The sequence below is a fragment of the Glutamicibacter endophyticus genome, assembly GCF_048457885.1.
Taxonomy (GTDB): Bacteria; Actinomycetota; Actinomycetes; order Actinomycetales; family Micrococcaceae; genus Glutamicibacter; species Glutamicibacter endophyticus.
Genome location: NZ_CP174200.1, coordinates 1,886,031 through 1,907,629, shown reverse-complemented (window position 1 = coordinate 1,907,629; position 21,599 = coordinate 1,886,031). Strand labels below are relative to the sequence as shown.

20 protein-coding genes are annotated in these 21,599 nt (G+C 62.2%); 16 read left to right on the top strand and 4 right to left on the bottom strand.

What is annotated here, in order from left to right; all coding sequences use genetic code 11:
- Positions 1 to 37 precede the first annotated feature (37 nt).
- Both ACJD00_RS08890 and ACJD00_RS08885 read left to right on the top strand, forming a co-directional pair.
- Complete coding sequence (locus tag ACJD00_RS08890; protein ID WP_418906720.1) at positions 38 to 3,490, top strand: DNA polymerase III subunit alpha; 3,453 nt, start codon at positions 38 to 40, stop codon at positions 3,488 to 3,490.
- 51 nt (positions 3,491 to 3,541) lie between these two features.
- The gene (locus tag ACJD00_RS08885) at positions 3,542 to 4,156 is read left to right on the top strand and encodes a GrpB family protein (protein ID WP_418906719.1); all 615 of its coding nucleotides are present in this window, start codon (positions 3,542 to 3,544) and stop codon (positions 4,154 to 4,156) included.
- Positions 4,157 to 4,165: 9 nt separating this feature from the next.
- Here ACJD00_RS08885 and ACJD00_RS08880 read toward each other — a convergent pair whose 3' ends face one another.
- Complete coding sequence (locus tag ACJD00_RS08880; protein ID WP_418906718.1) at positions 4,166 to 4,606, bottom strand: VOC family protein; 441 nt, start codon at positions 4,604 to 4,606, stop codon at positions 4,166 to 4,168.
- 162 nt (positions 4,607 to 4,768) lie between these two features.
- Positions 4,769 to 6,304, bottom strand: coding sequence for an MFS transporter (locus tag ACJD00_RS08875; RefSeq protein ID WP_418906717.1), 1,536 nt, complete (start codon positions 6,302 to 6,304; stop codon positions 4,769 to 4,771).
- Positions 6,305 to 6,382: 78 nt separating this feature from the next.
- Here ACJD00_RS08875 and ACJD00_RS08870 point away from each other — a divergent pair, with 78 nt between their 5' ends.
- From ACJD00_RS08870 to ACJD00_RS08845, 6 genes are all read left to right on the top strand, one after another.
- Positions 6,383 to 7,030, top strand: coding sequence for an ArsR/SmtB family transcription factor (locus tag ACJD00_RS08870; protein ID WP_418906716.1), 648 nt, complete (start codon positions 6,383 to 6,385; stop codon positions 7,028 to 7,030).
- 106 nt (positions 7,031 to 7,136) lie between these two features.
- Positions 7,137 to 9,152, top strand: coding sequence for a threonine--tRNA ligase (gene thrS / locus ACJD00_RS08865; protein ID WP_418906715.1), 2,016 nt, complete (start codon positions 7,137 to 7,139; stop codon positions 9,150 to 9,152).
- A 28-nt stretch (positions 9,153 to 9,180) separates the two neighbouring features.
- A complete protein-coding gene (locus tag ACJD00_RS08860; protein WP_418906714.1) occupies positions 9,181 to 9,741 on the top strand; it encodes an HIT family protein in 561 nt (186 codons plus the stop codon).
- 308 nt (positions 9,742 to 10,049) lie between these two features.
- Positions 10,050 to 10,958 carry a pyridoxal 5'-phosphate synthase lyase subunit PdxS gene (gene pdxS / locus ACJD00_RS08855; RefSeq protein WP_309407005.1) on the top strand — a complete coding sequence of 303 codons (909 nt, stop codon included), beginning with the start codon at positions 10,050 to 10,052 and terminating at the stop codon, positions 10,956 to 10,958.
- A gap of 258 nt (positions 10,959 to 11,216) precedes the next feature.
- The gene (locus ACJD00_RS08850; RefSeq protein WP_418906713.1) at positions 11,217 to 11,807 is read left to right on the top strand and encodes a DUF1349 domain-containing protein; all 591 of its coding nucleotides are present in this window, start codon (positions 11,217 to 11,219) and stop codon (positions 11,805 to 11,807) included.
- 112 nt (positions 11,808 to 11,919) lie between these two features.
- Positions 11,920 to 12,507, top strand: a complete 588-nt coding sequence (locus ACJD00_RS08845; RefSeq protein WP_418906712.1) for a dihydrofolate reductase family protein — start codon at positions 11,920 to 11,922, stop codon at positions 12,505 to 12,507.
- A 28-nt stretch (positions 12,508 to 12,535) separates the two neighbouring features.
- Here ACJD00_RS08845 and ACJD00_RS08840 read toward each other — a convergent pair whose 3' ends face one another.
- Together ACJD00_RS08840 and ACJD00_RS08835 are read right to left on the bottom strand one after the other, a co-directional pair.
- On the bottom strand, positions 12,536 to 13,300 hold the full coding sequence (locus ACJD00_RS08840) for a GNAT family N-acetyltransferase (RefSeq protein ID WP_309407011.1): 765 nt from the start codon (positions 13,298 to 13,300) through the stop codon (positions 12,536 to 12,538).
- Complete coding sequence (locus ACJD00_RS08835; RefSeq protein ID WP_418906711.1) at positions 13,300 to 15,312, bottom strand: M3 family metallopeptidase; 2,013 nt, start codon at positions 15,310 to 15,312, stop codon at positions 13,300 to 13,302. Before ACJD00_RS08835 ends, ACJD00_RS08840 begins: the two co-directional genes overlap by 1 nt.
- Before the next feature lie 74 nt (positions 15,313 to 15,386).
- Here ACJD00_RS08835 and ACJD00_RS08830 point away from each other — a divergent pair, with 74 nt between their 5' ends.
- The 8 genes from ACJD00_RS08830 (at position 15,387) to yajC (ending at position 21,550) form a co-directional block, all read left to right on the top strand.
- Positions 15,387 to 16,598 (top strand): CapA family protein, encoded by a 1,212-nt coding sequence (locus tag ACJD00_RS08830; RefSeq protein ID WP_418906710.1) that lies wholly within the window; start codon positions 15,387 to 15,389, stop codon positions 16,596 to 16,598.
- A 7-nt stretch (positions 16,599 to 16,605) separates the two neighbouring features.
- Entirely contained in the window at positions 16,606 to 17,133 is a 528-nt protein-coding gene (locus tag ACJD00_RS08825) for a hypothetical protein (RefSeq protein ID WP_418906709.1), read from the top strand.
- A 108-nt stretch (positions 17,134 to 17,241) separates the two neighbouring features.
- Positions 17,242 to 17,853 (top strand): pyridoxal 5'-phosphate synthase glutaminase subunit PdxT, encoded by a 612-nt coding sequence (pdxT, locus tag ACJD00_RS08820; protein WP_418906708.1) that lies wholly within the window; start codon positions 17,242 to 17,244, stop codon positions 17,851 to 17,853.
- 3 nt (positions 17,854 to 17,856) lie between these two features.
- Entirely contained in the window at positions 17,857 to 18,615 is a 759-nt protein-coding gene (locus tag ACJD00_RS08815; RefSeq protein ID WP_418906707.1) for a YebC/PmpR family DNA-binding transcriptional regulator, read from the top strand.
- Between the two features lie 47 nt (positions 18,616 to 18,662).
- Positions 18,663 to 19,253 carry a crossover junction endodeoxyribonuclease RuvC gene (ruvC, locus tag ACJD00_RS08810; RefSeq protein WP_309407021.1) on the top strand — a complete coding sequence of 197 codons (591 nt, stop codon included), beginning with the start codon at positions 18,663 to 18,665 and terminating at the stop codon, positions 19,251 to 19,253.
- A 62-nt stretch (positions 19,254 to 19,315) separates the two neighbouring features.
- A complete protein-coding gene (ruvA, locus tag ACJD00_RS08805; protein WP_418906706.1) occupies positions 19,316 to 19,933 on the top strand; it encodes a Holliday junction branch migration protein RuvA in 618 nt (205 codons plus the stop codon).
- 11 nt (positions 19,934 to 19,944) lie between these two features.
- On the top strand, positions 19,945 to 20,994 hold the full coding sequence (gene ruvB, locus ACJD00_RS08800) for a Holliday junction branch migration DNA helicase RuvB (RefSeq protein ID WP_309407024.1): 1,050 nt from the start codon (positions 19,945 to 19,947) through the stop codon (positions 20,992 to 20,994).
- A gap of 130 nt (positions 20,995 to 21,124) precedes the next feature.
- A complete protein-coding gene (gene yajC, locus ACJD00_RS08795; protein ID WP_418906705.1) occupies positions 21,125 to 21,550 on the top strand; it encodes a preprotein translocase subunit YajC in 426 nt (141 codons plus the stop codon).
- Positions 21,551 to 21,599 lie beyond the last annotated feature (49 nt).

Here is a 21,599-nt window from a genome sequence, read left to right as displayed (position 1 = left end):
TTCTAATGGTGTTCTGATTGCAGGACAAAGGACACCGATGAGCTTCACCCACCTGAATGTCAGTTCGGCATTCAGCGCACACTATGGGGTTTCTACCCCCGTGCAGCTGGTCGCCGCGGCCGCCGCCGACGGGGCGCATGCCCTTGGGTTGACGGACCGCGACGGCCTCTACGGCGCGGTGAAACACGTTGCCGCTTGCCTGCAGCATGGACTAACCCCGATTCTCGGGGTCAATCTCGCCACCCTAGATCGAAGTGGAAAACCCACCGGGCGGATCATCCTGCTCGCCCAAGGGCATAGCAACGGGGCAGGCTACGCGGCACTGTGCCGTGCGGTCAGTGCGGCACACAGCGAAACCCCGGCAGCCATAGGCCTCACCCGTGAACAGTTGGCCCATGCGCTGCGCGGGGGCAGGCTCATGGTGCTCCTCGGGGCCGAATCCGATGTGGCAAAGGCCCTAGAAGCGCGTCGCTATGCGCAGGCCAGGCAGGCGTTGGTGGGATGGAAAAAACTGGCTGGAAGCAGGCTACGGGTGGAGATCGCCTTACACCTCTCCGCCGATGCGGCCCGTTACAGCCTGGGGCATGCCAGCAAGCTACTGCGCAATGCCCATGAGCTGAAAATTGCGGCGGTTCTGAGTAATGCGGTGCGCTATGCCGATGCCGACGGTGCGGTCACCGCCGATCTGCTCGACTCCGCCCGTGTGCTGGGAAGTCTAGCCGAACTGGAGAGCGTGCAACCCAATGGGCAAGGCTGGCTCAAGAGCAGCGTGCAGATGTATCGTCTGGCCGCGCTCTTAGGCCGGGCCACCGAGCCGCGATTCGGTCGTGCCCTGCTGGCCGAAACCGAACGGGTCGCCGCCTGGGCGTCGCTGGATGAACGCACCGATTTAGGGTGGAAAACCCCGGTCATTCCCGAGGCCCACATCATCGGGATACACCAGCCGGCCCAGCAGGAACTCTCCGAACGTACCCATGCGGCCATCAGCAGGCTGCTACCACCAGAAGAGGCCGCAGCGGCCCGTAATCGGCTCGCCCACGAACTAGGTGTGATCGAAAAGCTAGGATTTGCCAGTTACTTTCTCACCGTGGCCGAAACCGTCGGGCTGATCACCGAACTCGGCGTTCGGGTCTCCGCCCGTGGCTCCGGGGCTTCCTCACTGGTCAACTACCTACTGGGAATCAGCCACGTGAACCCGCTACGCCACGATCTGCTTTTCGAGCGCTTCCTCTCAGCCGAGCGCACCACCTTGCCCGACATTGACATTGACGTCGAATCGGCGCGACGTCACGAGATCTACCACCGGATTTTCGAGGCTTTCGGTGCCGAACGTGTCAGCCTGATGAGCATGCAAAACGCCTACCGGGCCCGTGGTGCGGTACGCGACGCCGGCACCGCCCTCGGACTTGAACAAACCACCATCGATGACATCGCCAAGCAGCTCTGGCGCTTCTCGGCCTCCTCCTTCCGCGAAGCACTGAGCGAAAAGCCCGAACTCGCGGCTCTGGCCGAACGCGTCAGTGACAATACCGACCTGCAGATACTTATCGATGCCACCGAGCGTCTCGACAGGCTTCCGCGGCATATCGCCATGCACCCCTGCGGGGTGATCCTCTCCGATGCCACACTCTATGACCGCACCCCGGTCCAACCCTCCGGGATCGGTTTACCCATGAGCCAATACGACAAACACGACATGGACTATATGGGGTTGATTAAGCTCGACATCCTTGGGGTGCGCATGCAATCGGCCATCGCATACACCTTGGCGGAGATTCAACGCCTGCACCCTAGCGGCACCGCAGTGGCCCGCGCCGGGGGACATTCGCGCAGTGACTACATTGACGCCGATGGGTTCATCGACCTTTCCCGGGTTCCGCTCGATGACCCAAGCACCTTCGAACTGATCCGCTCCACCCACACCCTAGGGTGCTTCCAGATTGAATCCCCGGGGCAACGCGAGCTCATCGGCAAACTCGCACCCCGAGAATTCAACGACCTGATTATCGATATCTCGCTCTTCCGCCCCGGCCCAATGCAATCCAATATGGTCAAGCCCTACCTCGAACACCGGCACGGATTCGCCCCCGCCCGCTACCTGCACCGTGATCTGGTCCCGGCGTTGGCCGAAACCCACGGGGTTACCGTCTTCCACGAGCAGGTCATGCGCATCCTGAATGTCATGACCGGCTGCGACTTCGGTACCGCCGACGATCTGCGCCGCGGGCTGGGCAACCCCAACCGTGAACCGGAAATCGAACGCTTCTTCCGCAGCCAAGCCGCGGCCAGAGGCTACGAACCGCAGGTGATTGAAGACTGTTGGCAGGTACTGGCCGGTTTCGGTTCCTTCGGATTCTGCAAGGCCCACGGTGCCGCCTTTGCCGTACCCACCTACCACTCGGCCTGGCTCAAGGCCCACCATCCCGAGGCCTTCCTCGCGGGCATCTGGGAGCACGACCCGGGGATGTACCCCAAACGCCTGCTGGTCTCCGAAGCCCGCCGCATGAACATCCCCATCCTGCCTCTGGATATCAACCGCTCCACCGATCACTACCGGGTTGAGGCCATCGCCGAACCCACCCCGGCACCCGCCCCGCAAATACCGCGTGCCCCGGGAAGCGTCCGACCTGGGCACTGCGGCATCCGGCTGGCCTTCCGCGAAATCCACCAGATGAGCCAGCGTGAAACCGCGCGCTTGCTGGCCGGGCAACCCTATGACTCCCTGGCCGATGTGCGCCATCGCGCCGGGCTCTCGCGACGCACCTACCAAAACCTCGCCGCCCTAGGAGTCTTCGACTCTCTGCTGGCCGAAAATAACCGCGCCGATGCAATCGCGCACAGCCAATCGTTGACCCCGAACCACGGCATCCCCGCCAAATATCGTCCCGGACCCGGGCAACTTGCCCTGCCACTGGGGCCCATCGACCACATTGCCCGTAGCGGCCAGCGGCTCAGTGCCGAGGAGATGGTGCGCACCGAACTGGATTTGATGCACCTCGATGCCAGCGGACACCTGATGAATTCCTATACCCAACCCCTCGCTCATCTGCCGATCACTCGGGCCACCGAGCTGCTACACCTACGTAACGGTAGCGAGGTCCTTGTGGCCGGGGTGCGCGTCGCCACCCAAACCCCACCCATGCGCGGGGGACAGCGCGTAGTGTTCATCTCCGTGGACGACGGCACCGGCTGTATCGATGCCACCTTCTTCGCCGATGTGCAACAACATACCGGGACGCTACTATTCAACACGCGACTCCTGCTCATCCACGGCACCACCCGGCGCACCGGACCGCGCGGCATCTCTCTGCAGGCATTGAACGCCTGGAACCTGCACCAGCCCGAAACCTGGCCGGACCCGAACTACTTGCAAGACCCGGCACGCCCGCAACCCAGCTACCGACCACGCTCCCACAGCAGAGTCACTTTCGGTACGGGAGAGCTTGCCGCTCGCATGCGCGCCGAAGACCTCGACCAGCGCGGGGCCTAACAACTCAGCGACTGCGCTCCACGCCCGTTCACCCGCCGCTAGGATGAGCGAATGGACAGCAAATGCAGCGAACCCGAGGTGTGGCGGGTACGCAGCGATACACCACAACGATTCGACTCGGCCCTAGTGGCCTGCCTCAAAGGCGCCGATCTCGGCCTGCGCCGCGAGCAGGTATATCTTGCCCCCGCCTCGCCCCGTTGGGCCCCGGCCTACCATCAGCTCGAACAGATACTGAATCAAACTCGGCCCGAAGTGGTCCGCGCCCTTGCGCATATCGGCTCGACCGCAGTACCGGGACTTGCCGCCAAACCCATCCTCGACCTCGCCATTGGACTAGCCCCTACCGCGGACCGCGCCACGATCCATCACTGGCTCAGCCACCTCGGTTTCATCTACCGCGGGGAACGCGACAATACGCGCCCGGACCTCATGTACGCTTTCGAACGCGACCCGGGCATTCGTCTGGTCAATGCGCACCTAATCGACTACGGCGCCAGCCAATGGCAGCACTACCTCAACTTTCGAAACTACCTTCGAAACCATCCGGCAGACCGCGACGCCTATGCGGCGCTCAAAGAACGCCTCGCAAATCGCGGCGATAGCGATCGCGGCACCTACTTAGCGGGAAAAACTCAGTTCATCCAGCAACGGCGCACCGCAAGCTAGCACGTGGCCCTACACCGAGGACACATGCCCATCCGCGTCGATGACAAAACTCGGGTTATGCACAAAATCCCACCGGAACCCATCCGGGTCAGCCACGCAGGCGCTCATGCCGCCCCAAGGCTGACGCGTAGGCGCGGTAATTGAACTTGCCCCCGCCTCCAGCGCTCGCCGGTAATGCCGCTCCACCTCATCATCGTTCCGCACGTTATGCCCCAACGACACCGGGGGAGCCAATGGCCCATGACCAACCTCCCCATACTCCGAAGGCATCTGCCGCACATCCCACAGAGCCAACATCAACCCATGCCCGGCCCGTACGAAGGCAATCTCCGCGCTCGCCGGTTGCACGAGGGTGAATCCAAGGCCCTCCGTGTAGAAGTCCAGCGAGCGTGCTACGTCGCGTACTCCGAGGGTTATGGCGCTAATGGTCGGTGGGGTATGGCTACTCATACTTCCAGCCTAGAAGCCGCATATCGATCGGGGAAGAGGTTCGGGTCCGGCTACCTGGAGACGCGGAGCCGGTCTCAGAATAAGTTCATCGCCCACGACCGCAACGGGTCGCAGGCGATGAGCCAGTGCGCTGAGTTCCACCCCGAGGGAACTGCGCGGCAGTTATAGGTAAATCCACTGCTCCTGCCGAAGTGTAGAGCGCTGCTCATCCTTCCTCCGCCGAAACTCAGCCGAGTGTGCAAAAGGGGCGTGGTGTTGCCGTGCTTCGCTATGCGAAGCCTTGTGTGGGGGAGAGCCGTGCGTAGCACGGGTTTGATGGGTTGGTGCCGTTGTTTTCATGATGATTTCTCCTTCGAGGTGCGAGGTCTTCGCCTCGCTACGTGGGTGTTCGTGATTGAGTGTTGTCGCCGACATGGCATCGTGTGGCGTTGGGTCCTGCCACTGGTCGGGCCGGGGGATGGTGCGTATGGAGCGGCTACCCCAAGCGGCCACGGCGGCAAGTGCTACCAGCACACCGAAGCACAGCAATGTGGTCGACAGGCCGAGCAACTGCAGTCCGAGCCCGGCAAGAATTGGGGCGAGCGGCGCGGCTACCAATGCCATAAACAGCAGAATCGAACTGGCGCGGCCGGCGAGTTCGTGTGGCACCGTCGCCAGGAAGTAGCCTCCCACCCCAGCGTTCAGCGCCGGGACACTGAAGAAAGCCAAAGCCAGCATGGCGCCCATCCACCACAGCTGCGTGTTCAGCCCCATGAGCACAATGCCTGCGGCCAGCACGCTCAGACAGCTGCAGGCCAGTAGCCCGGTGCGGAAGCGCTCAATAAGTCGGCTCGCAAGTATCGACCCAAACAGCATCCCCACGCCCATTGCGGTGGTAATAAGTCCGATAACCCACGGTGCTTCGCCGCGTTGCTGTAGCCCATAGATCAGCGTGGTGCTCATTCCTCCAGTGCCGAGGTTAATCAGCGCGGCGATCAACAGCAGGATCCGTAGTCGCCGGTGGCCAAAACACCAGCGCAGCCCGGCAAGTACACCGTCGCGTACGCCGCCGGCTTCGACGGCCGAGCTTTTCGCTCGTGCCGCGCGTAACGGTGCGCGCAAGGCGCGCCCGGCGCCTGCCGCGATGAGCTGCGCCGCGGTGATGCAGAGCAAAGCAAGACCCGCACCAAGACCAAGTAGCGCTCCTGCTGCCGGGGCGACCAGGAGCGCTAGACCCGAGTCCCTAGCCTGATTGGCAGCCATTGCGCGTCCGAGCTGATCTGGATGCACCACATCTTTCAGTGCCGCATTGGTCGTTGACCCGAAATAGCCCGAGCGAAGCTCCATGGCCACGTGGGCAACGCTCAACACGATGGCAGTTAGCGAATCGACAAAGGCCAGCAGGGTGAGGGTTCCGGCCAGTATCGCGCCCAGCAGCGAACCAAACACGATCATGCGTGCGCGATCCCGCCGGTCGGCCATGGCCCCGCCAGCTAGCGTCACCACGGTGCGTGCGGTGAGCCCCAGCGCGGCTAACGCGCCGGCCTGAGCGGGGGAGCCGGTCGCTGCCAGTAGCAACAGCGGTATGAGAAACGCGTAGAAATTTCCGGCAAGCAAAGCCGAGGTGTCGGCCACCCACCATAGGCGGTAAGAACGCTGGGTGTATAGGGCCGGCCGAGGCGTTGGCTGCGTGAGGGGCGGTGCTGGGAGCGAGGTCATATCCTCACGGTAGACCCGCAACAAAACTTGCGCAATAGAATTTGCGCAATATTTTTTGGGCATTGCTATGCTGGGGGCATGACCCGGCAAGAAGGCAATATCACGCTGACCGCACCGATGCTGAAAGCCATGGCCAATCCCTTGCGGCGAAAAATCTTTGACGCCCTAGGTGCCATGGGTTCCGCTCGCGCCTCCGACTTGGCTGAACTTCTCTCAGTGGCGGCCAATAAGGTCAGCTTCCACCTGCGTGAACTAGCGAAGGCTGAACTGATTGAGGAGGCCCCGGAGCTGGCTCGGGATAAGCGCGACCGAGTGTGGCGTACCGCGGCCAAGGGCTACACCACCGGCGAACCTGCCGAGCGCCCCAGTGCCGAGGGGGATTCCGCCATGAATGCCTATCTCGATCAAATCGCCTACGATGAGCAGCGCCGGATAGCGGCGGCCTTGGCGCACGCTAAACGTCACTACGCTTCGCCGGAACTCGGAGCGGCCAAGGCACTTCTCAGCACCAGCAACTTGATGCTCACCAAAGATGAGGCCCAAGCTCTCAACGAGCGCATCGAGGCGCTAATTCCAGCGTTCCGTGAAGAGCTCAAGGCTGGGGAAATCGTCAGCGCCCAGCCCGAGAGCGAACGCACTCTCTGGCACTTTTCGGGATTGCTCTCCGCCGACGAATTGTTAAACGAGTCACAAGAGGGTTTCGATGCGGCGCAAAGCCCGAAGTGAACGCGACTTACGTAGGGTGCTGAACTAAACTGGGTAATGGCTGGCTGCGGCCAAGGTATGCCGCAAGCTATGAAGCCGTGAACCAATGAAAGGTAGATCCGATCACATGAGCGAACAGCTGACTCTCACCATCGATGGCGAGCAGGTACAGGTGGACGCGGGAACGACCGGTCTGCAGTTCTACGCCAAGAATAATGACGTGGTGGTTATGCACGTCGATGGCGTACTGCGAGATCTCTCCCGCGAACTAGAAGCAGGAACCACCGTCACCAAGGTCACCATCACCGACCCCGAGGGTCTGGAGGTGCTTCGTCACTCCACCGCTCACGTGATGGCCCAGGCTGTGCAGCAGTTGCGCCCGGATGCCAAGCTCGGCATCGGCCCGTACATCACCGACGGCTTCTACTTTGACTTCGACGTGGATGAGGCCTTTACTCCCGAAGATCTCAAGCAGCTGGAAAAGATGATGCTCAAGATCGTCAACCAGAACCAACTGTTCGTGCGCCGCGAGGTCAGCCCGGACGAGGCCAAGGCCGAAATGGCCAATGAGCCCTACAAGTGCGAGCTGCTGGCCAAGGCCGACTCGGATGACACCTCGGGTGAGGGCGTGACCGTGGAAGTTGGCGCCGGCGAGACCACCATCTACGACAACGTTGATCGCAAGAGTGGGGAGGCTGTGTGGAAGGACCTGTGCCGTGGGCCGCACCTGCCCAACACCAAGCTGATCAAGAATGCCTTCGCGTTGACTCGTTCGGCCGCCGCCTACTGGCTGGGTAGCGAGAAGAACAAGCAGTTGCAGCGCATCTACGGCACCGCTTGGCCGACCAAGGAAGATCTCAAGGCCTACCAGGAACGCCTGGCCGAAGCCGAGCGCCGCGATCACCGCAAGCTCGGCGCGGAACTCGACCTATTCTCCTTCCCCGATGAGTTGGGTTCCGGCCTGCCGGTCTTCCACCCCAAGGGCGGCATTATCAAGCGCGAGATGGAAGACTACGTGCGTGACCGTCACGTGGCCGAGGGCTTCCAGTACGTGGGCACCCCGCACATCTCCAAGGACGGGTTGTTCCACACCTCCGGGCACTTGCCGTACTACGCGGATACCATGTTTCCGGCGCTACATATCGACGAAGAGCGCGATGAAGATGGCAACATCACCAAGCAGGGTCAGGAATACCGGCTGAAGGCAATGAACTGCCCGATGCACAACCTGATTTTCCGCGGTCGTGGTCGTTCCTACCGCGAGTTGCCGCTGCGCCTCTTCGAATTTGGGCACGTGTACCGCTACGAGAAGTCGGGCGTGGTCCACGGGCTAACCCGCGTGCGCGGTTTTGCCCAGGACGACTCGCACTCCTATGTCACCAAGGAGCAGGCGCCAGCCGAGGTCGAGCACCTGCTGAACTTCATGCTCTCCCTGCTCAAGGACTTCGGCATGGACGACTTCTACCTCGAGCTCTCCACCCGTGATCCGGAGTCTGATAAGTTCATCGGCACCGATGAGCAGTGGGAAGAAGCTACCTCCGTGTTGGAACGAGTTGCCACCGAATCCGGTGTCGAACTTGTAGCCGACCCGGGTGGCGCAGCCTTCTACGGTCCGAAGATCTCGGTTCAGGCCAAGGACGCCATCGGCCGTACCTGGCAGATGGGCACCGTGCAGTATGACTTCAACCAGCCGGCACGCTTTGGTCTGGAGTATCAGGCAGCGGACGGTACCCGTCAGGAACCGGTGATGATTCACGCCGCCAAGTTCGGGTCCATCGAACGCTTCCTCGGTGTGCTGACCGAGCACTACGCCGGCGCCTTCCCGGCATGGTTGGCTCCGGTACAGGTGCGAGCCATTCCGGTGGCCGAAGCCTTCAACGACTACCTCGACGAGGTTGTGGCCAAGCTGCGGGCCGCCGGGGTGCGTGTGGAACTCGACGATTCCTCGGATCGTTTCCCGAAGAAGATCCGCAACGCCTCGAAGGAAAAGATCCCGTTCGTGCTCATTGCCGGTGGCGATGATGCGGACGCGAATGCCGTGTCCTTCCGCTTCCGTGACGGTAGCCAGGAGAACCAGGTGCCCGTTGAGGAAGCCATCGAGCGTATCGTGACGGCCATTAAAAACCGTTCGAACGATAACTAACGCACGATAGAACAGGGGAGAGGCCAGTATGCAGTACCCGGACGACGGGTCGGTGACCGACGACTTCGAGCTCGCTGGTGTACCCGATTCCTTCCAGCGCCTATGGACCCCGTATCGCATGGCCTATATCCAGGGCGGGCAGGGCCAGGTTAAGGATGAGTCGAGTTGCCCGTTCTGCGCCGGACCGCAACGTAAGGATGAGGAGGCGCTGATCGTCCATCGCGGTCAGACCTGCTACGTCATTCTGAACCTCTTCCCTTACAACCCGGGCCATCTGTTGGTTTGCCCCTATCGCCACGTGCCTAACTACACGGATATCACCGTGGAGGAGACCGCGGAGATGGCGGCGCTCAGCCAGCAGGCCATGCGCGTATTGCGTAAGGTCTCCGGCCCGACCGGATTCAATCTGGGTATGAACCAGGGCGAAACCGGTGGGGCCGGGATCGCGGCGCACCTGCACCAGCACATCGTGCCGCGCTGGGGCGGCGACGGGAATTTCTTGCCCATCATTGCCCAGACCAAGGCCATCCCGGCCACGCTCTCGCAGGTGCGTGACCAGATCGCGGAGGCCTGGGAAGCGACCGAGTAGCGCATTCTGGGCCACATGAAGGCTGGTAGCAAGTTTCGACGACGGCGGATCCGAAAAATCGGGTCCGCCGTCTCGGTGTTTAACGCTCCTTTTACTCTTGCCGGGCTTCTTGCAAAAACCTTGGCTGAGTAGAGCTTTTGCATGTCACTAATTGTTACGCGCAAACCCGAAACCGGGTGATTAGTCTCCTAAAGCCAAATTATGACGCAACAGATCGGGGAATTGTTACGCGGCACCATAGCATTGCTGGCGTAGCAACAATCGCCGCGCAGCGAGGCGCGCGGTGTTCGAAAGGAAACATCCAACTCATGTCTAACCCAGCTGAGGGTCAAGGAAACTTGGTCGGCTCCGATCGCGTGAAGCGCGGTATGGCCGAAATGCTCAAGGGCGGCGTCATCATGGACGTTGTCACCCCCGAGCAGGCGCGCATCGCCGAAGATGCTGGCGCCGTGGCCGTTATGGCCCTTGAACGCGTTCCTGCAGATATTCGCGCCCAGGGCGGCGTCTCGCGCATGAGCGACCCGGACATGATCGACGGCATCATCGACGCCGTCTCCATTCCGGTGATGGCTAAGGCACGTATCGGTCACTTCGTCGAGGCGCAGATCCTGCAGTCGCTCGGTGTCGACTACATCGATGAATCCGAGGTGCTCTCGCCTGCCGACTACGAAAACCACATCGACAAGTGGCCCTTCACCGTACCGTTCGTCTGCGGCGCCACCAACCTGGGCGAGGCCCTGCGTCGTATCAACGAAGGCGCAGCCATGATCCGCTCCAAGGGCGAAGCCGGTACCGGCGACGTCTCGAACGCTACCGGGCACATGCGCAAGATTCGCGCCGAAATTGCCAAGCTGGCCGCACTGCCCGAGGACGAGCTGTACGTGGCCGCCAAGGAGCTGCAGGCACCGTACGACCTGGTCAAGGAAATTGCCAGCACCGGTAAGCTGCCGGTCGTGCTGTTCACCGCCGGCGGCATTGCCACCCCGGCCGACGCTGCCATGATGATGCAGCTGGGCGCCGATGGTGTCTTCGTTGGCTCGGGTATCTTCAAGTCCGGCAACCCGGCGCAGCGCGCCGCAGCCGTCGTGAAGGCCACCACCTTCTTCGACAACCCGGATGAGCTGGCCAAGATCTCCCGTGGTCTGGGCGAGGCCATGGTCGGCATCAACGTCGCCGACGTTCCAGTGCCTCACCGCCTGGCAGAGCGCGGCTGGTAAACGCTGAAATACCAGGCAATTAAGGCCCACTTCACCGGGATTCCGGTGGCGTGGGCCTTAGTGCTTTAACAACCGGTGGGAACCTTGCGTCGGCAACTGGTTCGACACGGAGTCGCACGCCATCGCCAAATACTTCAGCAAAGCGCCGACTCGTACAAAAATTGGATTGAGACGCCGAACGCTGACACCTCCGCGCTTGGCATGAGCTTCAGCTTTCGCCGAAACGACCGGCCAGTATTTCACAGGAGACGACAGTACGTGAGTCATGATTCAACACTGATTCCGTGGTCCAGCGGCCGTTGGACCCATGCCCCGGCTGAAGCCGTTGAGCAAGGCACAAACCTACTGGTAACGGCAGTGGAAGGTAGTGACGCATGGCGGCATACCTCCTATGGTTTTGTGCACGAGAGTGAACACGCGTTACTGGCTCCCTTTGCGCAGGATAGTGCCGTGGAGGTCGAATTCACGGCGGCGTTCTCTCAGCAGTTCGACCAGGCCGGCATCTTCATCAAAGTCAGCGACGCGCACTGGATTAAAGCGGGTGTCGAATATGCCGATGGCAGTGCCCAATTGGGGGCGGTGGTCACCAATGGAGCCTCGGACTGGTCGTTGGCGCCCGTACCGGATTGGACGAACCAGCGTGTGCTGATCAGGGTCAGCAGATCTGGCGACGCACTGAGCATTCGCGCCGGTGTGGCCGGCGGTGCGCTGCAGCTGGTGCGGGTCGTTCCTTTCGCACCTGAACTTCATGCCCAGGCAGGGCCGCTGATCTGTGCGCCGAGCAGAGCCGGACTGACCATACCGTTCCATTCTTGGCGAATGACCCCAAAGGATGCTGCGCTTCACTAGCCTGCCTGGTTCCAGCGGTCCACGCCGTTCCTCGGGAAGCGCGAAGCTCCGCGACGATGCGCTGACGCGTAAGGGGGTGCCAAAGCGGCGCCACACTCCGTACACTGTGCGAATGGGCGAGATTATTTACGATGCGGCCACCACCCTTAACGGGTTCATCGCCGATGAGGAACACTCCCTACAGTGGCTCTTTGACGCCGCCGGGTCCAACGGAGAACCGCCGCCTGGATTGATGCCGGAGAACCCATCGGTCTACGTTATGGGTGCAAATACCTACCGGTGGTTGCTCGATTACCAACCGATGCTCGATGAGCCGGAGCATTGGCGTGAGGCCTATGGGCAGCGCCCCTGTTTCGTCTTTGCGCACGCAACTTTGCCGGCCCCGGAGGGAGCCAATATCCGGTTCGTCAGCGGAGATGTCGCCGAGCATCTCGATGAGATCCGCGAGGCCGCGGCGGACGGCGATATTTGGGTGCTCGGTGGCGGGGCATTGGCCGGCGAGTTTCTGCGCGCAGGTGCACTGGACCGCATTTGCCTGAGCATTGCTCCTGCGGCCCTGGCGTCCGGTGCGCCACTACTGCCGGTCACCGTCCCGCCAGCCCGGTTGCGGGTCGAAGAAGCCAAGATCATCGGCCCCTTCGCCCGTGTCGAATTTCGGGTACTGCCCTCGGTTGAGCAACGCCCGAATTCGGCACTCTAGCGCACCGGGCACGGAGCGAGGCGAAAGGCTAGGACCAGTTGCGTAGCACCATATGGCGCCCGCGACCGAGTAGCTTCATCCCGTTGGCCGTGAAAAATTCGGCGTTCTTCGGGGTCGCGGCGGCCAGCATCTCCACTGGATCTTGGTCATCCATGGCCACCAGCGGGTTCAACATGGAGCGCGACAGACCCTGAAGCAGTGCGGTGCCCACGCCCTGGCGGCGCACCGAGGGGGAGACCGCCAGCGCGTGCACCATCAACTGCCCGTGCATGGCCTGTTGCACAAAGCCGCGACCGACAACCTGCCCCTCTTCGGTGCGGGCCACCGCGTGCTCCACACGGCGCAGCGCCGGGTGCCCGGAGCTGAGGGACGTCGTGTGATCGCGCCACAAGTTCGTGACATTTAGTTCGATCTTGTCCGCGCCCTTGGCCTCGGGCACGTTATTGCCCAGTCGCACCTTTCCAGCCCAGGACTCCATCGGCACCGCCAAGATGCCGGCATGCCACGACACTTGGGCGTTGTCGGAGAAACCGGCCTCGGTCAGATGTTTCACCTGAGCGCCCGAGTTCACCCACGCCTCCACACGTTGGGCGCCCAACCGGTGCCCCTCGGCCAAGGCGGGACGCAGCCCTGCGGGCTCGGCCTCGTCGGGGAAGAGGAGCACCAGTCGTTTACGTGCCGGTTGCCAGGCCCAGGAACAGCCATGGGTCGTGAAAATCTTTCCCCCGGTAGCGATGGCTAGCGCCTGCTGCCAATGGGTCAAGGCATCCTGGGCGGAGGCAATTGTGGTCATTATTCTGCGTTCACCAATCCTCGGCGGCGCAGCAGCGGCTCGACGCGCGCGCTACGTCCGCGGAACAGTTCGTAGGACTCCAACGGGTCGCGGGTATTTCCCCGCGACAGCAGTTCCTCGCGGAACCGGTTACCATTTTCGCGCATGAGGCCACCATTTTCGGTGAACCACTCCACGGTGTCGGCATCGAGTACCTCGGACCAAATGTAGGAGTAGTACCCGGCCGAGTATCCATTGGCGAAAATGTGCTGGAAGTAGCCGGTACGGTAGCGCGGTGGAATGAGTTCGGGAATGAATCCGGCCTCGACCAACACCTGATTTTCGAACGCCACCGGGTCGTTGATCTGCGCACCGGGCTCCAGGGTGTGCCAGGCCCAGTCCAGCACACTGGCCGCCAAGTATTCGGTGGTGGCGAATCCCTCGCCCCATAGGGCAGAGTCTTCGATCGCCTTCACCACCTGCGGATCAAGCGGTTCCCCGGTACGGTAATGCACCGCGTAATCCGGCAGAATCTGCGGGTGTAGCGCCCACATCTCATTGACCTGTGACGGGAACTCGACGAAGTCGCGCGGCACCGAGGTGCCCGACAGCGAGGGGTAGCGCCCGTTGGAGAATAGGCCATGCAGTGCGTGGCCGAACTCGTGGAAGAGCGTACGCGTTTCGTCGAGGCTCAGCAGCACGGGTTCACCGGGAGCCGCTGGGGAAATGTTCAAGGTGTTGGTGACCACCGGCAATTCATCGACCGCGCTCGCGGCATCACGCAAGGACGTCATCCATGCGCCGCCCTTTTTCGTGGGACGCGCCAGATAGTCTCCGCTGTATAGTCCCAGCACGCTGCCGTCCTCGTTGCGGACTTCCCACACCCGCACCGACTCGTGATACGTCGGCAGGTCGGTGCGTTCGCTAAAGGTGATCCCATAGAGCTTGGTGGCGGCGGCAAACACGCCTTGATGGAGTACTCGCTCGAGTTCGAAGTATTCGCGTAGTGCCGAGGTGTCCACGGCGTAGCGCTGAGCCAGTACCTTATTCGAGTAGTAGGTCCAGTCCCAGGCTTCGATCTTTTCGCCGGCCAGTTCGCGCAAGGTGGCCGTTTCGCTCAGCGCGTTGCGTACCGCCGGGGCGGTGAGTTCGGCCAGGCGTTCGGCGACCGCCGCGGTATCCGGTGCCGTGGCGGTAGCCAGCACCGATTCGGCATGGTTCGCATAGCCCAGAAGCTGGGCGCGCTGGGCACGCAGTTCGGCCATTTTCACGGCCAGTGCATAGGTGTTGTTACCCTCGATGCCGCGGGAGATTGACGCTTCGAAGACGCGGCGGCGTGCCGCGGAAGATTCCAAGGACTGTAGTACCGGCTGCTGGGTGGGGGAGACCAGGGTGAGCAAGTATCCCTGTTCATGCCCGGCGTCCGCGGCGGCCTGCCGCGCCGTGGCCAGTCGTCCGGCGTCGAGTCCGGCTAGTTCCTCGGCCGATTCAAAGTACACGGCGTGGGCGTTCTGATTTTCGAGGGCTTGGGCCGAGAAATTGGTGCTGCATGCGGCGATCTCCGCGTCGAGTTCGCGCAGCTGATCCTTGGTCTCCGGCTCCAGTTCGGCACCGGCTAGCTTGAAGCTTTTTAGGGTTTCGTGCACCAAACGGGCGTCTTCGCCGCTCAGTTCCTCCGTCGGTACGGCGCACAGACGGGCGTAGAGCTCACCATTGAGATGGATTTCGCTCATTTGTGCCGCGTAGAGCGCCGAAATTTCCTCTTGCAAGGCACGAATCTCTTCGGTGCCGTCCGCGGACAGCACGCTGAAGTAGGTCATCAAGGCGCGGCGCAGCGTCTCGCCACTGAGTTCGAGGGCAAGGACGGTGTTCTCAAAGTCGGCGGGTGTCGGATCTGCGACAATATAGGCGATAGCATCACGTTGTTCGGCGATGCCGGCCTTAACCGCTTCGAGGTAATTCTCCGGAGTGATAGCCGAAAAATCCGGCCACTGGAAGGGCAAAGAACTGCGGGTTAGCAATGGGTTTGGCATAGCACTAGATTGTCACAGATCACATCCGAAGCGCTGAATTAACACAGTCATCGGCCCAAGCTAGGCTGGCTTCTATGAACCGTCGACGTGCCGCACTGGTGGCTCTAACACTGCTGCTCAGCTCCTGCGCCGCCCCCGAAACCTCCGCGCCAGCACCGGGGGACTCGGCCCCCAGTCCATCGGCATCAAGCCAGGCACCGCAGCTGACGGAAACCGCGCAGCCAAGCAGTGGTGCCTCGACGACAGCGAGCGAGTCGGCGTCGGCGCCACCGGACACTTTTTCGCTGATGGTCACCGGCGACGTATTACTGCATCCGACGCTGGTGCGGCAGGCCGAGACGAGCAAGGGCCATGATTTTCATCCGTTGCTGGCAGGGCTAGAACCCTTCGTGAAGGATGCCGACGTGGCGCTGTGCAATATGGAAACCCCCATCGGTGATGCCCCATACAGCGGATATCCGCGCTTCAAGGGCCCGGCGCAGATTGCCGAAGATCTTGCCGACCTTGGCTATGACGGATGCACCACGGCAACCAATCACACCATGGACGGCGGTGCCTCCGGGGCTCAAGAAACACTTGACGCGCTTGAATCAGCGGGGCTGTTCACCACCGGTTCGTACCGCACCCAGGCAGAATCGAAACTTCCGCCCATTATCGAGCGGCAGGGAGTGAAGCTGGCGGTCATCGCGGGCACATATTCGCTGAACGGACTACCCGAAGACAAGCCCTGGCGCGTGGACGATCAGATCGATGCGAAAACCTTGATCGGACGCGCGCAGAAGGCCCGCAAGGTCGGTGCCGACCTGGTGGTGGCCGCGGTGCACGACGGCGCGGAATACACCGACCGTCCCACCAGCAGCCAACGAAAGCTGGGGCGTGAGCTAGCGGCCTCGGGGGCCTTTGACTTCGTCTACATGCATCACACGCACTCGGCGCAGCCCATCGAAAAATACAAGGGCACCTGGATCGTCTATGGGCTTGGCAATTCGGTGGCCAAGCACGCCACGGTGAACCAACTCAACCGCGAGGGAATTAGCGTCAAGGCGACCTTCTCGCGCAGCGATGCGGGCCGCTGGAGTGTCGACAGCATGGCTTGGGTGCCGCACTGGCTCACCGGGTCACCGATTCGCTGGTGTGCGCTACCTGCCTCCGATGCTAAGGATGCGGCCGCTGGTGACTGCCCGGAGAACGCCGAGGCGCAGGCATCGCGTGAACGGAGCACGCGCACCGTCGATGCCTATGGCGCACTCGAGGATGGACTGCGAGACTGGGTACCTAAGAAGTAAAGGCTCGGTGAGCGACCCAAAGGAGGGCGTGATGGTATCCGGCGGTTCTCGACGACTTCTTGCACTGTGCACCATGGCCTTGCTCGGACTACTGCCAGCCTGCAGTACCAGTGGCGGCAGCCCCAGTTCCCCCACGGGTGCGATGCCGACCTCCGACAGGCCGGATGCGCCGACGTCCACCAGCCTTGACCCCGATGCGCCCAGCGCACCGCTGAGCGCAGCCCCGGAATTAGTGCCGCGTGATGATCTACTGAACGAACACTACAGCGCCTATAACGAGGTGGAGGTGGTGGACCAGCAGTATCTGCGCATTCACTTCATCTCCGGAACCCCCGAATGCTACGGCGCGCGAGCGGTGGTGCGCGAGGACGCGGAGGCGGTGAGAGTTGCCGTGGTCGTGGGGAACATTCCCGAAAGTGCCGACGTCTGCCGCGACATTGGGGTGGCCGCGACACTGCTAGTCAATCTCGACCAACCCTTAGGCACGCGCAAGATCGTGCCGCTTCGCGAGTCCGAGGTGAGTCTGCATCGCTGAACGCCGCGACACGCCGCGCAATCAACTTGGGTGACAAGGCCTTTTGGGACTACCGTTGATCCGGCGCCGCTGCCGGGCGCCGCTGGCTCGGTCGGAAGGTAAGTTCATATGTCCACCATTGGCGTCCTAGCTCTGCAGGGCGATTTTCGCGAGCATCTGCAGGCCCTGGGCAAGCTCGGCGTAGCAGCAATCGCGGTGCGTACCGAAGCGGAATTAGCGGCCGTCGACGCGCTGGTGCTCCCCGGCGGTGAGTCCTCGGTGATCGACCGTCTCTCGCGCATCTACGGCCTTGCCGACCCCATTAAAGAGCGTATTGCCGCGGGACTTCCGGTCTACGGATCCTGTGCGGGAATGATCATGCTGGCCGACCGCCTGGATAACCCGGCCATTGACCAGCTGGGGAACGCGCAACAGACCTTTGGCGGTATCGATATGACCGTGCGCCGCAATGCTTTCGGACGGCAGGTCGACTCCTTCGAGCACCGCATGCAGTTCAACGGGGTGAACCTCGACGCCGTCTTTATCCGGGCTCCCGAAGCCTTGGAAGTGGGCGAGCAGGTGCGCGTGCTGGGTACCGTTCCCGCCGATGGTGAAGGAACTGTTGATAGAATTGTTGCAGTACGACAGGGAAATTTGCTGGCGACCAGCTTTCATCCGGAAGTCACCGGAAGCTTGGCTATCCACCAGTATTTCATCGACATCACGCGAGGAGACGCTTAAAGCATGTCAGGCCACTCCAAATGGGCAACGACCAAGCACAAGAAGGCCGCGATTGACGCCAAGCGCGCGAAGGCCTTCGCCAAATTCATTAAGGGAATCGAAGTCGCGGCGCGTGCCGGCGGTGCCGATCTAGCCGGTAACCCGGCGCTGGAACTTGCCGTGAGCAAGGCCAAGAAGAATTCGGTGCCGATCAACAACATCGAGCGTGCCATCAAGCGCGGTGCCGGCCTCACGGGTGAAGTTGTCGACTACACCGAGATCATCTACGAAGCACGCGGCCCACAGGGTTCGGCGCTGCTGGTGGAGTGCCTGACCGACAACAAGAACCGTGCCGCCAGCGAGACCCGCGTGGCCATTACCCGTAACGGTGGCACCGTCGCCGACCCAGGCAGCGTGAACTACCTGTTCGCTCGTAAGGGTGTTGTTCGCCTGCCCAAGGGCGATCTGACCGAAGACGATCTGCTGATGGTGGTCCTCGACGCCGGCGCCGATGAGGTGAACGACGAGGGCGAGAACTTCGAGATCATCTGCGAAGCAACCGATCTGCGCGCCGTGGCCACCGCCTTGGACGAAGCCGAGATCGAGTACGAGTCCGATGAAGTCGAGTTCATTCCTTCGATGAAGGTGGACCTGGATGTCGAAGGCGCCCGTAAGTTCCTGCGCCTGTACGACGCCATCGAAGAGTTGGACGATGTGCAGAACGTCTACACCAACGCCGACCTCTCGGATGAGGTTCGTGCCGCGCTGGATGACGAGGACTAATAATTTCCAAGCAGCAGCGACAGTCGACGCGTAGCGCTTTACGCGTCGTGGGCGTCGACCCCGGCCTGACCCGTTGCGGTCTAGCCGTGGTCGACGTCCTGCCCAACCGCAAGGTTGAGCTCATCGACGTCACCGTGATTGGCACCCCACCGGGCACGGCGCTTGACGCCCGCCTGTTGGCCGTGGCCAACGGAATCGACGCATGGCTGGAACGTCACCAGCCGGACGTGCTCGCCCTGGAGCGGGTTTTCTCTCAGGTGAATGTCTCCACGGTGATCGGCACCGCCCAGGCTTCGGGAATCGTCATCGTCTCCGCCGCCAGGCAACAAATCCCGGTGGCCCTGCACACCCCCACCGAAGTGAAGGCCGCGGTCACCGGCAGCGGGCAGGCAACCAAGAATGCGGTGGGCAAGATGGTGGCCAAGATTTGCCGGCTCGATGAACCACCGAAGCCCGCCGACGCCGCCGACGCCGTGGCGCTGGCCATCGCCCACGCCTGGCGTGGTGCGGCCGCCGGCTCGCACGCCTCGGCCTCCGCCTCACCGGCGGCACGTTCCGGGGGAGCCGCCCTAACTCCAGCCCAGCGGGCGTGGATTGCCGCCGAGGCCGCCTCGAAGGGCCGAGCGGCCCGCGGCTGATCGCCATTCGTAGATATATTCGATAAGCTGGGTGTTATCGTACAAACCCGAGAAGGAGTGGGATGATCAGCTCACTGACCGGTGTGGTGCAGGCCGCGACCTTGCACACCGCCGTAATCGACGTCAACGGATTCGGCATGCTGGTGCAGGCCACCCCGCAGACGCTGTCCACTCTCAAGGTCGGGGAACGCGCCACCGTACACACCTCCATGGTCGTGCGCGAAGATTCGATGACGCTCTATGGGTTTGCCAGCCCGGAAGAACGCGAAGTATTTGAGGTGCTGATCTCGGTGACCGGCATTGGACCGCGCACCGGCTTGGCGATCCTGGCGGTGCACACCCCCGAAGAGGTGCGTATTGCCGCAAATACCAAAGACACGGCAGCCTTCACCAAGGTCTCCGGCATCGGCCCCAAGGGGGCTAGTCGCATCGTGCTGGAACTGAACGGAAAGCTCGTGCCCACTGGGGCTCCGGTCGGTTCAAACCCAGCGGCACCGGCCGAGACCTGGGAACCGCAGGTTTTGGAGGCGCTGACCGGTCTGGGGTGGACCGAGAAGGACGCGAAATCTACGCTGAAGGCCCTGGCCAAGGCCGAGCCCGATCTTATTGCTACCGGTACTGTCCCGGATATTCTGCGCGCCGCCCTGCGTAGCATGTCATCCGGTGCCCGGGCTCGCTAGGAGAAATCACCATGAGTGAGGTCAATCCGCTGACCCAGGCCGGTAGCGAACCCGAAGAGCGAGTGCTCGAGGCTGCATTACGTCCAAAGCACCTTGACGAATTCGTTGGTCAGGGCAGGGTGCGCCGCCAGCTTTCCCTCGTGCTCGAGGCAGCGAAAATCCGTGAACGCACCGCCGACCACGTGTTGCTCTCCGGCCCTCCGGGGCTCGGGAAAACCACCCTGTCGATGATCATTGCGGCCGAAATGAACGCGCCGCTACGTATTTCCTCCGGCCCGGCCATTCAGCATGCCGGTGACCTGGCGGCCATCTTGTCTTCGCTATCCGAGGGCGAAGTGCTCTTCCTCGACGAAATTCACCGTATGTCACGGCCCGCCGAAGAAATGCTCTACATGGCGATGGAGGATTTCCGGGTCGACATTGTGGTCGGCAAGGGTGCCGGGGCCACCGCCATCCCGCTTGAACTCCCGCCCTTTACGCTGGTCGGGGCGACCACCCGCGCCGGGTTGCTTCCCGGCCCGCTGCGGGATCGTTTTGGTTTCACCGGCCACCTGGAGTTCTACACCGTCGATGAACTAGAGCTGGTGCTACGCCGCTCAGCGATGATGCTTGATCTTCGGGTCACCTCGGCGGCCTTTACCGAGATCGCCTCCCGGTCCCGCGGCACGCCACGTATCGCTAACCGCCTCCTGCGTCGCGTGCGCGACTGGGCGCTGGTGCACTCCCTCGAGGAGATTGACGCTTCGGCAGCCAGCGCCGCGCTAGACATGTATGAGGTGGACGCGCGCGGCTTGGATCGCCTCGACCGTTCGGTGCTTCTGGCGCTGTGCCAGAAGTTCGGCGGGGGACCGGTGGGCCTGTCCACGCTGGCCATCGCCGTCGGCGAGGAAATCGAAACGGTGGAAACGGTCGCCGAACCGTATCTGGTGCGTGAAGGCTTGATGGGACGAACCCCGCGCGGACGCGTGGCAATGCCCGGCGCGTGGGAGCACTTGGGGCTGCGCATGCCGCAGGATGCCGTATTTGCCAGCGCCCAAAGCTATGAATCGGATGAGGATTAGTACTCTTCGCGCTTAATGGTCCGGTGCCAAAGCACACAACGACTAGACTGGAGACGCCCGACACATGTCCACCGTTGGCATGCGCCGGGGTTTCCGAACTTTTGTGACTAGTTGTTAGCAGGTAAACCGCGTGAACTTCCTTGTTCTTGCCCAGGCCGCCGGTGGTGGCTTCAATCCTTCAATGCTGTTGATGGTTGCACTTTTTGCAGTGCTGATCATCATGATGTTCCGTGGCCGTAAGAAGCAGGCGGCACAGCAGGAGAAGTTGAAGAACAACACCGTGCCCGGCGCCAAGGTGATGACCAACTCCGGAATTTTCGGTACCGTGCTCGGTGTTGACGCTCAGGATCGCGTCCAGGTCGAGGTTGCTCCCGGCGTGGTGCTGACCCTGCACCGCCAGGCCATCGCCCAGTTCATTGATTCCGACGCCGAGACCACCGCTGCTGCTACCGCGCAGGAAGATGACAGCGTGCAGGGCGAGACCGTTCAGGGCGAGACCGCCGAGGAAACCATGCGCCGCCTGAATGGCGAGAACAAGGGCGACAACAACGCCTAAGTCCACACCCCGGACTTCACCGGGCACCGTCAATTCGACGAGAAAGCAC

Excerpts from the sequence above, each read along its gene's own strand:
- ACJD00_RS08890 (WP_418906720.1), top strand. The coding sequence starts at position 38 with ATGAGCTTCACCCACCTGAATGTCAGTTCGGCATTCAGCGCACACTAT.
- ACJD00_RS08885 (WP_418906719.1), top strand. The coding sequence starts at position 3,542 with ATGGACAGCAAATGCAGCGAACCCGAGGTGTGGCGGGTACGCAGCGAT.
- ACJD00_RS08880 (WP_418906718.1), bottom strand. The coding sequence starts at position 4,606 with ATGAGTAGCCATACCCCACCGACCATTAGCGCCATAACCCTCGGAGTA.
- ACJD00_RS08875 (WP_418906717.1), bottom strand. The coding sequence starts at position 6,304 with ATGACCTCGCTCCCAGCACCGCCCCTCACGCAGCCAACGCCTCGGCCG.
- ACJD00_RS08870 (WP_418906716.1), top strand. The coding sequence starts at position 6,383 with ATGACCCGGCAAGAAGGCAATATCACGCTGACCGCACCGATGCTGAAA.
- thrS (WP_418906715.1), top strand. The coding sequence starts at position 7,137 with ATGAGCGAACAGCTGACTCTCACCATCGATGGCGAGCAGGTACAGGTG.
- ACJD00_RS08860 (WP_418906714.1), top strand. The coding sequence starts at position 9,181 with ATGCAGTACCCGGACGACGGGTCGGTGACCGACGACTTCGAGCTCGCT.
- pdxS (WP_309407005.1), top strand. The coding sequence starts at position 10,050 with ATGTCTAACCCAGCTGAGGGTCAAGGAAACTTGGTCGGCTCCGATCGC.
- ACJD00_RS08845 (WP_418906712.1), top strand. The coding sequence starts at position 11,920 with ATGGGCGAGATTATTTACGATGCGGCCACCACCCTTAACGGGTTCATC.
- ACJD00_RS08840 (WP_309407011.1), bottom strand. The coding sequence starts at position 13,300 with ATGACCACAATTGCCTCCGCCCAGGATGCCTTGACCCATTGGCAGCAG.
- ACJD00_RS08835 (WP_418906711.1), bottom strand. The coding sequence starts at position 15,312 with ATGCCAAACCCATTGCTAACCCGCAGTTCTTTGCCCTTCCAGTGGCCG.
- ACJD00_RS08830 (WP_418906710.1), top strand. The coding sequence starts at position 15,387 with ATGAACCGTCGACGTGCCGCACTGGTGGCTCTAACACTGCTGCTCAGC.
- pdxT (WP_418906708.1), top strand. The coding sequence starts at position 17,242 with ATGTCCACCATTGGCGTCCTAGCTCTGCAGGGCGATTTTCGCGAGCAT.
- ACJD00_RS08815 (WP_418906707.1), top strand. The coding sequence starts at position 17,857 with ATGTCAGGCCACTCCAAATGGGCAACGACCAAGCACAAGAAGGCCGCG.
- ruvA (WP_418906706.1), top strand. The coding sequence starts at position 19,316 with ATGATCAGCTCACTGACCGGTGTGGTGCAGGCCGCGACCTTGCACACC.
- ruvB (WP_309407024.1), top strand. The coding sequence starts at position 19,945 with ATGAGTGAGGTCAATCCGCTGACCCAGGCCGGTAGCGAACCCGAAGAG.